This window comes from Pseudarthrobacter sp. NS4, assembly GCF_024758005.1.
Classification (GTDB): Bacteria; Actinomycetota; Actinomycetes; order Actinomycetales; family Micrococcaceae; genus Arthrobacter.
In genome coordinates, this window is sequence record NZ_CP103288.1 from 1,925,765 (window position 1) to 1,935,261 (window position 9,497).

Below are 9,497 nucleotides of genomic sequence, written 5' to 3' on the forward strand. Positions count from 1 at the left end.
CGGGCTTTCGTAGACGCGCTGCAGGCAGCAGGTTTTGACCATCAGCTGAATGATCCCGGAGACGAAAAGCTCGAAACTGATCTTCTCTTGGCGTGCGATGTACCCTTAGCGGGATCCTCAGACCCTGGTTTTGGGAAACTGGAAAGGTGGAACAAAAGAGATGACACTCCAAAACGAGTGGGACCGACTTGACTCAGAGACGCGCCAGTGGCTCTTGGATAATCCAGGATGCGTAATGGTGCCGCACACCGTCAGTGCCAGGATCAAGGAAATTGCTGCAGGGCACATCGAAGTTGATGAACACGGCCAAATGCTGCTTTCCCGAGAGGACCTCGATTTCATCCGCGAGAAGGGCACGGGTGTCGGAACACGCGAAATCAGCGAGGAATTGCAGTTCTTTGATGCAACGCAGCCCCGAAAGCGCGAATAAGCCGCAGCCGCGCAGGACAGTGCAGTCTGCTGTGTCGTTCCTGCTCAATATGTGGGGCATCGCCTTTTTTCGGCCAGGCGCGGAGTTAGGGGCCTAGCGACCGCTCAAGAAACTGTTTGTGAGCAGTCTCAGGCTTGCGGGAGTAGCTGCCAACTCTATGGTCCCTTTATCGGTACTGACCGTTAGGACTTCATTCCGCGGAAAGGTTGACCACTTGGGCCTTGCCGGCTGGCCAACCAGGCGCAGCTCTGGAGCTTGCGATGAGTCCGCTGCCAGTCGCGGGGATCGTTGTCTGAAACAGGAACCGGCCCGGTTCAATTTTCGCGTATCCTGCTGCCCACTTCCCCTTGAGTGTTGATCCACTTTTCCGAAGGGCGCATTGGAAAAGACCTTGTTCGGCGTCCCGTGCAACACGTCGTCTTTGCATGGAAATGATCGGCGACGAGACCAGCGCAGTTAGGGCAATGGTGGCCGGAATGAGAATGGCCAGCGCCGGCCAGTGTCCCACGATGGCGCTTAAGGGAGGGAACGCGAACAGCAGGATTACCGCCGCCGGAAGGACATGCAGGCTACCCAAGTCGTAGACCTTTTCCACCCAGCTTCGGGGCGCCGGCTCCAGGTTCACTTCCCTCATCGGCAGTCTTTGACCTTCCTGCACACATGCGTACGCTACGCCCTTACCCTCGGGTTGGCTCATAGAGAGGTTCCTGTGCCGAGACGGTTGAATTTGGACTTTTAGGGCGGGCCATGTTTGGGGAGGCGGCTGCGCCGGCGGTTGGCTGCGAAGTAGGTCAGAGAGGCCATGGCGGCGAAGAAGAACACGATGGCGAGAAAGTAGTTGGAAATCAGCAGCATCCAGATGCAGCACAGCAGCAGTGCCGGCGGGAGGAGGATGGCCGTTGCCCAGAATGTCTTGCCTTGGTGCCGGCTGGTTCCGTCCTTGTTTCCTTGGGCCGGATTTTCCTGGTTGTTGGGTTCAGAGTTCATGCCGTTTCCATGCCGATGGGGTAGCGCTCGGGAGTCCGGTGCGGTGCCGGTTCGGAATCGTCGGGCGGATCCGTAACGATGATCGTGGGTGGACGTGATGCTGGTGTTCTGATTCAGAGGTGCCCGGGAGGGTGGGCCGCTGTGGCGGTGGATGGGTGCTCTATGGCCAGGACCGAGATATCGATGCGCCCGGGGATGAGGCCGGTGTGGCTGATGGTCCGGGCGAGCTGCTCCCGGACGGCCTGGGCGACGTTCAGCGCTGAGAAGGCGATATCGGTGGCGATGTCGAGTTGGACGTCGGCGATGCCGTTGTGGACGCTGACGAAGACGCCGTCGCGCCGGGCGAAAGTGGCACGGGTGTCTGTCCTGCGGAGATTTTTGATTGTTCCTGTTCCCAGGTGGGTGAGAAGGCTTGTCAGGGTCGGTTCGAGTCGGAGGACACCTGGTGTATCCAGGGCGGTGCGGGCAGCAAGGTCGGCTATGAGGCGGTGGCTGATCAGCCGGGCTTCGAGGGGATGGTCAGACATCGTAGAAATCCTCCACCGTGATGTTGATGGTCCCGGCGTTCAGCCCGACGTGGGCTGTGATCACGCTGATGATCCGCTGACGCAGCAGCTCGGCGGTTCCGGGAATGTCAGTGCCGGAGGCAACGGCGATTCGAAGGTTAACCGAGATGTCGGCGGTCCCGGCCGGGCGCGGGCCGTCCGCGATATCCGGGACAGGGTGGACGCGGCAGCGACGGGCACGTACTCCCGGAAGGGCATCGGCGCCGAACCAGATGACTGAGATGATGGCTTGTTCGCTCATCGCGATGCCCCCCTGGTCACCCCGGTAGACGGGGAGCAGGTTGCCCCTTCGGACTTCGGCGCGGGCCAGGTTCATGACGGCGTCCTTGACGACGTGATGCGGCTGCAGGGAGGTGTCTTCTGCATCATTATCCCGAAGCCTGCGGGTGGCTTCCGCTAGGTTTGCCAGACTGGCCCGTGCCGTCCGGCACTGGACGCAGCCGTTTTCATGGGCGGTGGGGGGCTCTTTGATGGCTGCCCAGGCCTCATCGATGCTGCGGCCACAGCCCAGGCGGGGGATTGTTTGATCTATTGCCATTGACTCATCTTTTCCGCGAGTTGAGCGCGTGCCCTAGCGAGGCGGCCTCTGACCGTCTGTTCACTGACCTTCAGCGTTGCCGCTATTTCAGCGTAGCTGCGTTCGTGGATTTCCCGCAGGAGCCAGCAGGCGCGCTGCTCGGGCGGGAGACTTAGCAGCGCTGTTGCCAGGCCGTCCATCTCACAGGAGATTTCCGCTTCCCGGGCGGGATCGCCTCCGGCTCCCGGCCCCGTGGAGGACCCCGCAGTTGCTTGCAGAGTCGCCGATTCCTGCACGACCTCCGCCTGACTGGAACGTCGCCGCAGACTGTCCAGGCAGCGGTTGATGGCCATCTGGTAAAGCCACCCGCTGAAAGCCTGCACGTTTTTCAGCAGCGGCAGCTTTCTCCAGCAGGCCACCAGGGTGTCCTGCACGACGTCTTCGGCGTCGCCCCGGTCATGCAGCATCCGGAAAGCGAGACGGAAAAGTCTGCCCTGATACGCCTCGACGAGGTATTCGAAAGCTTCCAGGTTGCCGTCCTGGGCCCGAGCGACGACGGTCGCTTCGTCCAGATCCTCGGGCCGTGTCAGGACAACGGGTTCACGTTCATCCATCGTCAACGCCGTCCCCTTTGCCCCCCGAACCGCGCCACCCAGGGTCCGGGGCTTATGAACAATGTTTTCAGACGGCGCCGGTAATGGGAATGCCCCGGTGCGGGGAAGCAGGGACAAAACAGTCTGCCTATCCGCGTGACATTTGGCGGGGACGTGCGTCTTTAACCATGTAGGCAACATCGCATCGGTTGATTGAGGAGATGGTTCCCGTGACAGAAACCCAGCAGAGCCGCGAACAGTCCGGTGGCACGGTGGCGACCGAGGAGGGGCAGAAACGGGACGCCCCCGTTGAGAAGCGCCGCACGACCGACCTGCTGCACACGGACCGGGGGGATACCACCATTGAGGAAACGGTGGTCCAGAAGCTGGCCGGCATGGCTACCCGTGAGGTTCCCGGTGTGTATGCGATGGGAAGCGCTGCCCGGCGAGCGTTCGGCGCGATGACCGAGCGGATTCCCGGTTCCCAGACGAATGTCAGCGGTGGGGTGAGCGTGGAGAAGGGCGAACGCCAGGCCGCCATCGATTTGAGCATCGTCGTCGAGTACGGAATGTCCATCGTCGAGGTGAGCCAGGATATCCGGCGCAATGTCATCCAGTCGGTGGAGCGCGCGACCGGTCTGGAGGTGCTGGAAGTGAACGTTCACGTCACCGATGTTCATCTGCCCGAAGAAGAGCAGGCCGAAGAGGACACCAAGAAGCCTTTGGAGTAACCACGTCCCCCGCTCTGCCTCGTTTTCGGGAGGTAACCGATTTTGGAAGGAGTGCCGCATGTCCACTACACGATGGTGTCTGGGAGTCGGCCTGGTACTAGGAATCGTCTTGGCCTTCGGAGGTTTTACTGCCTTGGTGATAGTGGTCCTGTTTGGCCTGGTTGGGCTGATCGTGGGCCGTGTTGCGGAAGGGAAACTGGATCTGCAGGCATTGTTCGGTAAAGCATCCAGCCGATGAATGCCACTGCAGCGCAGGCAGGCTCCCGGGACCTGGCTTCGCGGGGGCGCACTGTCCTTGACCGTAAGGTGCTGGAGAAGATCGCCGGTCAGGTCGCCAGCGAAGAGTCTTTCGCCGGCGGGTCCTCAGGAGGGTTTCTGGGCATCGGAGCACGTTCGGACTTTTCTGCCCGGCCCAAAGTAACGGTGGAGCTTGCGGGCAATATCGCCGTGCTCAGGGTGGAAATAGGGCTGCTCTACCCGGTACCGCTGCGCCAGGCAACCGAACAGCTGCGACGCCGGATCAGCGGACGTGTCAGCGCCCTGACCGGGGTGGAGGTGCGCCAGATCGACATCACAGTGTCCTGGCTGAAACCAGCCGATGAATCCACCGGCCGCCGGAGGCTGTTATGAGCCGGCGCGATGGGAAAGCCACGCCCCTGCGGCACCGTCCCAGCCGGGCTGTTCCTGCTCTGATCCTGGGAACGCTGCTGTTGGCCGCCGGCGTGGCAATGGTATGGGCGGCGCTGGCCCGACTGTCCACGGGTTCGTGGCCGGTGTTTCTGGCCGGACCCCGGAACTGGCTGACCGGCTTGACCTGGAACGATCCGGAAGTCTGGGCCGTCGGCGCTGCGTCGGCGGTCGTGGGACTGGTCCTGCTGGCGGCAGCACTGGTTCCGGGCCGCTTTAACGCCTTGCGGCTGCGGGTGCCCGGGGACGAGGGACAAGTCCCGGTGGCAGGTACCCAGGAGATTGTCATGACGCGGCGGGCCGTTGCGCGGTACGCGGCTACCCATTGTGAAGACGTCGACGGCGTCCGTTCGGCGTCGGCCACGGCCTCGGCACGCGCGGTCCATCTGAACGTGACCACGGCTCTGCAGCAAACACGGGAGCTGCGCGGCCGTGTCATTGCCCAGGTCAGGGCTCAACTGGCCGGTGCCGGGCTCAACCCGGTCCCAAAGATCACGGTGTCCGTCCGGTCCAAGGAATGACCGCGGCCGCATCCCGGAAAGAAGGCACCCCATGCGACAACACGCCGGAGCCCTGAACCGCACCTGTCTGGTCATCCTTGGCATTCTCGCCCTGGCCGCCGGAGTCCTGATACTGCTGATCGCCAACGGAACGCTGCACACCATGAACCCCGCAACGGTGACTGCAGAGAGTCCCGTCGTGACAGGGAACCTGCACACCATCTTCAGCTCTGCCTTTGCTCAAGCCAGTGTCTTGGTGGCCGGGGTTGTCATGGGCGCCCTGGGGTTGTCGTGGATCCTGGCACAAATTCCACGAAGGAATCCCGCCGAGAGGTACCGGCTGCATCAGGACCCCGCCGCCGGAACCACGCTCTGTGATACCTCGGTGCTGGGCTCCGCGGTGGAAAACCAGATCAATACCCTGCCCGGGGTTGTCGGTTCCTCAGCACTGCTACGCGGCACCGCCATGGAACCGGATCTAACGATAAAAGTCACGGTCAACAACCGCGCCGACATCCAAGACGTCCTCCACAACATCAACACCAGGGTCATTCCGGACCTCTCCACGGCCTTGGAAACACCACTGCGGAGGACAGGAATCCAGCTCGAGGTCAGTGGCCGCAACGCCATTTCCGGCACCACCGTACAGACCACCGGCACCGTCATCTACTAGGAACAAGCCGCGCGGGCGGGGACGGAGGATTTTCCGGCCGGCATCCATGTATGGGCGGAGGACCGACCGGAGTTCTTCGGCATGGGCGCTGTTGAGATCAATTTCGGAGGAGCTGTCATCAAGGGCGAAGTTCAACGTCTCTTCGGCTTCGCTGCCGTCAAGGTCATCTTCAACAACCGTGATTGTCTTGGTTGCCACAAGACACTATCAGCGACCCTGGGGCCCAGGACCTTATTAGCAGTTGATACCGAGAGAAGGTCCCTCGCGGTCCTCGCCACGGGCGGCGCCGAAATAGTTCGCCGACATAGTTATAGGGCAGTGGTGGCCAAGTCGGGAATGTCCCGGTTCCAAGGAAGTGGGACACTGTCATTCGTCTGGCCTGGCGGCTGTTGGGGGGCCTTCACCGTGCAATAAATCGTTCGAGGTGACGCGGGGCGGGGGAGTTCCTACGATTAGCTCATGGAATCGCCGGGGCACGCCGAGCACATCATCAGCCTGCACCAGCTGGTGGCAGACAGTGCTGATATTCAAACGGTCTTGAAGGGCCTGACCGGTTTCGCTGCAGATGCGATCAGCAAGGCAGCCGGCGAAAGGATCGACTGTGCGCTGACCTTGCGCCGGCGCAAACGGACCGCCACCGTGGCGGGTAGCAGCGACAAGGCCGTCATGCTTGACCACGTCGAACAAAGCCTTGCCCAGGGTCCCTGCCTGGACGCCTTGAACGTGGGCCGCCCGGTCCTGCTGGATGATGTAGCAACAGACAAGAACTGGCCCAGGTACAGCCGGGCCTTGGCGGCAGAGGGGTGCCGCAGCGCCCTTGGCGTGCCCATGGACCTGGGGAAAACAGCTGAGGCGGTGCTGAATTTTTTCGCTCCCACCGCCGGCGTGTTCACTGACACTGTCATCAAGGAAGCCGAAGGGTTCGCGCACGTGGCCGGCAGTACCCTGCGCCTGGCGATCCGGATCGAGACCGCTGAACAGCTCAACGCGGACCTGAAAACCGCCATGGCCACCAGGACCATCATCGATGCCGCATGCGGCGTCATCATGGCACAGAACCGTTGCAGCCATGACGATGCATTCAAACTGCTTGCCAAAGCCTCCAGCCACCGGAACCAAAAACTCCACCACGTCGCAGCAGATATCATCGCCCGCCTCGGAGTCACCCCCGACCAGCCCCTGCGCTTTGATGACTGACAACCGCGTCTCCATTCCCGGTCCTGCCGTATTCTAAGGGTCCGCCGCATGGACTAGTTCAGGGTGATGTCATGGCTGTCCAGCCGGCGCCGGGCGGTTTGGGGGACCAACCGGTGCCGGCCGGACGGCAAAAGAGTAGCCACAGCATGGTGCGCCTTATCTGCACGAGGGACAGGTTCCCGGTTCGGTCGGGGCCGTGAAAGCTCCATGTGCCGTAGGTGGGTTATTAGCCTAGGTCTTATGATTCACTAATGCCTGACATGGATTCATGGCCGACCGGCCGCCTGTTATCAACAGCGGCCAGACTGGTCGAACATTCCTGGAACGAGAAGCTGGCCGGTGCCGGCCTCACCCATGCCGGGGTGATAGCCCTTGATGTCCTCTCGGCAGCCGAGGAGCCCATGAGCCAGGCGATGATTGCCCAAAAGGTCCGTGTGCAGAACCAGACAATGGGTAAAACCTTGTCCCGCCTGGAGGCCTGGGGCTACATCCGCCGCCAGCCCAGCCCTTCTGACCGCAGAAGCCAGGTTGTCTCCATCACCGACGTCGGCGCCCGGGTGATCAACGAGGCCCGTGAAGTGGACCGCACGGTATTGACACGCGTGCCAGTGGATGGGGAAAAGCTACGCAAGGAACTGCAAACCATCGTGCTCCTACTCGCCTCTGGAGCCAAGGAACCGCCGGGTGACCGGTAGATGATGCGCGACTACCTTTCTTCTGCTGGTCACGGGGACGGAGTAGGCGTACCTGTCGGTAGGTATGAGCGGTAGGCATCAAGAGCGCGGCCGAGTACGGGTATGTCAACTTTGGTACTGGCGGTCCCGGCCTTGACCCGCCCTGAGCTGCATGTTGTCGAACCCGAGACCGCCCCCGGCCTTGTCCGTCAATCTTTCCGGTGCCCATTCACGCGTTCGGCATGTCGCTCCCCGCCGTTAGCTTAATTCAGAGGGGGCGGATGTTTTCCGCCTGAGGACCCTTCTGGCCTTGGACGAGGTCGTACTCGACTTTTTGGTTCTCCTCCAGTGAACGGTAGCCGCCGGAAGAGATCGCGGAGTAATGGGCAAACACATCCCCGGAACCATCGTCAGGGGCGATAAAACCGAAGCCCTTTTCCGCGTTAAACCACTTCACTGTGCCTGTTGCCATGCGTGCCACCCTATCCGACTTCTTCTAACCGCAAGCACGGGTGTACCAGCGGGCGGACATCCATATCCGCTGGTCTCCAACGTAGAGCCGCCTCTTTGCTGGGACAAGAGACACAGCAATGAATGTCACCAGCGAAACGTGATGCTGTGGGCGAGTGCGGACGGCAGTTCCTTTTCTAGCTTTTCAAGGCGCCTGCGTTCTTCATCTGACAACGCCCTGGGGAACCTTCATGCGCACGAATGGACGAGCCTATGGCTGCTGATGGATAGGTGTGGTAGCCGGGTGCAGCCTTGCCAGCCGCTCATAGTGGCTGGCGACTCCGTCGCCGGGACCCTGCCCGGTGGACTATGAGTGGAGCGAGTTCGCACCGTTGGAACAACACACTGCCAGGGCCCGGGTAATGGAGTCACCCAAGGCTGCCATGGACGTGGGCGGCGGCGATAAGGTTGGCTGCGGCGCGGTCGGTGCAGGCTGCGCGGCCGTGAACGCCGCGAGCATGACCAACGGCAGGAGCAGGAAGCGCGCAATTCTCGGCACGGCCACCTCCCTTTTGTGGGCCAGCGGTCCACATCGACAACTCGCTTTGTCAGCCTTGCCGACCCGTACAAGCCGACGCTATGTCCCCGTTCCTGCCCATGTCCAGCTTCACGGGACCTGCTTGGCATAGCGGTTGCCTGTTTGCCGGGAAAACCGAGCGCGGCACGGTCACGGCCGGCAGCGGTGGGATGCGTCCCTCTTTGTCCCACCGGGAGTGTCCCGCTTCTGAGGTCATGGAACGGTTTCGAGAGGGCCTGTTTCTGCTGCGCTGCCCGCCGTAGGCTATGGGCATCCATCACAGCCCAGGAGGTATTCATGCGCACGGCAAAAGCTATGACCGAAACCGAGCAGGTCCATCGTCTTTCTGAGAACCTCATGACCCACCTGGCTAAGGGCAGGGAATGGGCAACCCCTGGGGCGCAGGCTGCACTGCAAAGAGCGGTGGCCGGGCTTGATACAGGGATTGAAACGGCATCTCCGCGCGTGCAGGAGCTTTTGCGGCACCTCGCTGATGAGCTGGCGGGCGGGGTGGAAACACTGACTCCGCGGGTCCAGGAACGTCTGAAGCGGGTCGCACCGCAAGCCGCTGTTGTCATCGTGGATCCCGGTCCGGCTGAGACTGGACGGCCGGCGTCGCGGAAGGTGTGGTGGATCGCCGGTCTGCTGGCAATCGTCGGGTTGGGGGCGTGGCGCTCCTTGCGGACGCCTGCTGTAGAGCCCATGCCCACGGCACCTGCACAGGAACCCGTCGCCACGGAAGTCGATGCTGATCCGGACCTTGCCGCGGGCCGTATATAAAGGAAAAACATCTACTTGATCGCCACGTCGTAGTTTCGTCCAGTTGGGGACCGGTTCTCCTTGGTGAATTGGCATGGCCATCCTTTATTGTGCTGACCGGACGGTGCAGCGGACTGGTTCTTACGTCGCGGTTGG

General features: G+C 61.9%; 15 protein-coding genes and 1 pseudogene. 8 read left to right on the forward strand and 8 right to left on the reverse strand.

Going from position 1 to position 9,497, the window contains the following annotated elements; genetic code table 11:
• Nucleotides 1–235: 235 nt before the first annotated feature.
• Complete coding sequence (locus NXY83_RS09040) at nucleotides 236–430, forward strand: hypothetical protein (protein WP_258805753.1); 195 nt, start codon at nucleotides 236–238, stop codon at nucleotides 428–430.
• Between the two features lie 190 nt (nucleotides 431–620).
• Here the strand turns inward: NXY83_RS09040 and NXY83_RS09045 are convergent, their stop codons facing one another.
• The 5 genes from NXY83_RS09045 to NXY83_RS09065 form a co-directional block, all read right to left on the reverse strand.
• Entirely contained in the window at nucleotides 621–1,127 is a 507-nt protein-coding gene (locus NXY83_RS09045; protein ID WP_258805754.1) for a hypothetical protein, read from the reverse strand.
• Nucleotides 1,128–1,165: 38 nt separating this feature from the next.
• The gene (locus NXY83_RS09050; RefSeq protein WP_258805757.1) at nucleotides 1,166–1,417 is read right to left on the reverse strand and encodes a hypothetical protein; all 252 of its coding nucleotides are present in this window, start codon (nucleotides 1,415–1,417) and stop codon (nucleotides 1,166–1,168) included.
• 113 nt (nucleotides 1,418–1,530) lie between these two features.
• Entirely contained in the window at nucleotides 1,531–1,944 is a 414-nt protein-coding gene (locus NXY83_RS09055) for a hypothetical protein (RefSeq protein ID WP_258805758.1), read from the reverse strand.
• Nucleotides 1,937–2,521, reverse strand: a complete 585-nt coding sequence (locus NXY83_RS09060) for an Asp23/Gls24 family envelope stress response protein (RefSeq protein WP_258805759.1) — start codon at nucleotides 2,519–2,521, stop codon at nucleotides 1,937–1,939. The genes NXY83_RS09055 and NXY83_RS09060 overlap by 8 nt, the downstream gene beginning before the upstream one ends.
• Nucleotides 2,512–3,114, reverse strand: a complete 603-nt coding sequence (locus tag NXY83_RS09065; RefSeq protein WP_258806127.1) for an RNA polymerase sigma factor — start codon at nucleotides 3,112–3,114, stop codon at nucleotides 2,512–2,514. The genes NXY83_RS09060 and NXY83_RS09065 overlap by 10 nt, the downstream gene beginning before the upstream one ends.
• 209 nt (nucleotides 3,115–3,323) lie before the next feature.
• Here NXY83_RS09065 and NXY83_RS09070 point away from each other — a divergent pair, with 209 nt between their 5' ends.
• From NXY83_RS09070 to NXY83_RS09085, 4 genes are all read left to right on the forward strand, one after another.
• Nucleotides 3,324–3,824: an Asp23/Gls24 family envelope stress response protein gene (locus NXY83_RS09070; RefSeq protein WP_397427577.1), complete on the forward strand. Its 501-nt coding sequence runs from the start codon at nucleotides 3,324–3,326 to the stop codon at nucleotides 3,822–3,824.
• Nucleotides 3,825–4,058: 234 nt separating this feature from the next.
• Complete coding sequence (locus NXY83_RS09075; RefSeq protein ID WP_258805760.1) at nucleotides 4,059–4,454, forward strand: Asp23/Gls24 family envelope stress response protein; 396 nt, start codon at nucleotides 4,059–4,061, stop codon at nucleotides 4,452–4,454.
• A complete protein-coding gene (locus tag NXY83_RS09080; RefSeq protein ID WP_258805762.1) occupies nucleotides 4,451–5,032 on the forward strand; it encodes a DUF6286 domain-containing protein in 582 nt (193 codons plus the stop codon). Before NXY83_RS09075 ends, NXY83_RS09080 begins: the two co-directional genes overlap by 4 nt.
• Before the next feature lie 31 nt (nucleotides 5,033–5,063).
• Nucleotides 5,064–5,684 carry an alkaline shock response membrane anchor protein AmaP gene (locus NXY83_RS09085; protein ID WP_258806413.1) on the forward strand — a complete coding sequence of 207 codons (621 nt, stop codon included), beginning with the start codon at nucleotides 5,064–5,066 and terminating at the stop codon, nucleotides 5,682–5,684.
• An 87-nt stretch (nucleotides 5,685–5,771) separates the two neighbouring features.
• On the opposite strand, the pseudogene NXY83_RS21040 reads toward NXY83_RS09085, so the two are convergent.
• A pseudogene (locus NXY83_RS21040) lies at nucleotides 5,772–5,882 on the reverse strand (Lsr2 dimerization domain-containing protein); the annotation flags it as partial.
• Between the two features lie 261 nt (nucleotides 5,883–6,143).
• Between NXY83_RS21040 and NXY83_RS09095 the strand changes: the two are divergent.
• Both NXY83_RS09095 and NXY83_RS09100 read left to right on the forward strand, forming a co-directional pair.
• Nucleotides 6,144–6,881 carry a GAF and ANTAR domain-containing protein gene (locus NXY83_RS09095; protein ID WP_258805763.1) on the forward strand — a complete coding sequence of 246 codons (738 nt, stop codon included), beginning with the start codon at nucleotides 6,144–6,146 and terminating at the stop codon, nucleotides 6,879–6,881.
• Nucleotides 6,882–7,132: 251 nt separating this feature from the next.
• Complete coding sequence (locus NXY83_RS09100; protein WP_309484132.1) at nucleotides 7,133–7,576, forward strand: MarR family winged helix-turn-helix transcriptional regulator; 444 nt, start codon at nucleotides 7,133–7,135, stop codon at nucleotides 7,574–7,576.
• 247 nt (nucleotides 7,577–7,823) lie between these two features.
• Here the strand turns inward: NXY83_RS09100 and NXY83_RS09105 are convergent, their stop codons facing one another.
• Both NXY83_RS09105 and NXY83_RS09110 read right to left on the reverse strand, forming a co-directional pair.
• Nucleotides 7,824–8,027 carry a cold-shock protein gene (locus tag NXY83_RS09105; protein ID WP_258805764.1) on the reverse strand — a complete coding sequence of 68 codons (204 nt, stop codon included), beginning with the start codon at nucleotides 8,025–8,027 and terminating at the stop codon, nucleotides 7,824–7,826.
• Between the two features lie 345 nt (nucleotides 8,028–8,372).
• The gene (locus tag NXY83_RS09110) at nucleotides 8,373–8,564 is read right to left on the reverse strand and encodes a hypothetical protein (RefSeq protein WP_258805765.1); all 192 of its coding nucleotides are present in this window, start codon (nucleotides 8,562–8,564) and stop codon (nucleotides 8,373–8,375) included.
• 315 nt (nucleotides 8,565–8,879) lie between these two features.
• Between NXY83_RS09110 and NXY83_RS09115 the strand changes: the two genes are divergently transcribed.
• A complete protein-coding gene (locus NXY83_RS09115) occupies nucleotides 8,880–9,362 on the forward strand; it encodes a hypothetical protein (protein ID WP_258805766.1) in 483 nt (160 codons plus the stop codon).
• The last annotated feature ends 135 nt before the right edge of the window (nucleotides 9,363–9,497 follow it).

What these genes read in the sequence shown, in the direction of transcription:
- NXY83_RS09085 (WP_258806413.1), top strand. Translation starts at nt 5,064, where the DNA reads ATGCGACAACACGCCGGAGCCCTGAACCGCACCTGTCTGGTCATCCTT.
- NXY83_RS09095 (WP_258805763.1), top strand. Translation starts at nt 6,144, where the DNA reads ATGGAATCGCCGGGGCACGCCGAGCACATCATCAGCCTGCACCAGCTG.
- NXY83_RS09105 (WP_258805764.1), bottom strand. Translation starts at nt 8,027, where the DNA reads ATGGCAACAGGCACAGTGAAGTGGTTTAACGCGGAAAAGGGCTTCGGT.
- NXY83_RS09060 (WP_258805759.1), bottom strand. Translation starts at nt 2,521, where the DNA reads ATGGCAATAGATCAAACAATCCCCCGCCTGGGCTGTGGCCGCAGCATC.
- NXY83_RS09100 (WP_309484132.1), top strand. Translation starts at nt 7,133, where the DNA reads ATGCCTGACATGGATTCATGGCCGACCGGCCGCCTGTTATCAACAGCG.
- NXY83_RS09040 (WP_258805753.1), top strand. Translation starts at nt 236, where the DNA reads ATGGTGCCGCACACCGTCAGTGCCAGGATCAAGGAAATTGCTGCAGGG.
- NXY83_RS09080 (WP_258805762.1), top strand. Translation starts at nt 4,451, where the DNA reads ATGAGCCGGCGCGATGGGAAAGCCACGCCCCTGCGGCACCGTCCCAGC.
- NXY83_RS09050 (WP_258805757.1), bottom strand. Translation starts at nt 1,417, where the DNA reads ATGAACTCTGAACCCAACAACCAGGAAAATCCGGCCCAAGGAAACAAG.
- NXY83_RS09065 (WP_258806127.1), bottom strand. Translation starts at nt 3,114, where the DNA reads ATGGATGAACGTGAACCCGTTGTCCTGACACGGCCCGAGGATCTGGAC.
- NXY83_RS09075 (WP_258805760.1), top strand. Translation starts at nt 4,059, where the DNA reads ATGAATGCCACTGCAGCGCAGGCAGGCTCCCGGGACCTGGCTTCGCGG.
- NXY83_RS09055 (WP_258805758.1), bottom strand. Translation starts at nt 1,944, where the DNA reads ATGTCTGACCATCCCCTCGAAGCCCGGCTGATCAGCCACCGCCTCATA.
- NXY83_RS09045 (WP_258805754.1), bottom strand. Translation starts at nt 1,127, where the DNA reads ATGAGCCAACCCGAGGGTAAGGGCGTAGCGTACGCATGTGTGCAGGAA.
- NXY83_RS09115 (WP_258805766.1), top strand. Translation starts at nt 8,880, where the DNA reads ATGCGCACGGCAAAAGCTATGACCGAAACCGAGCAGGTCCATCGTCTT.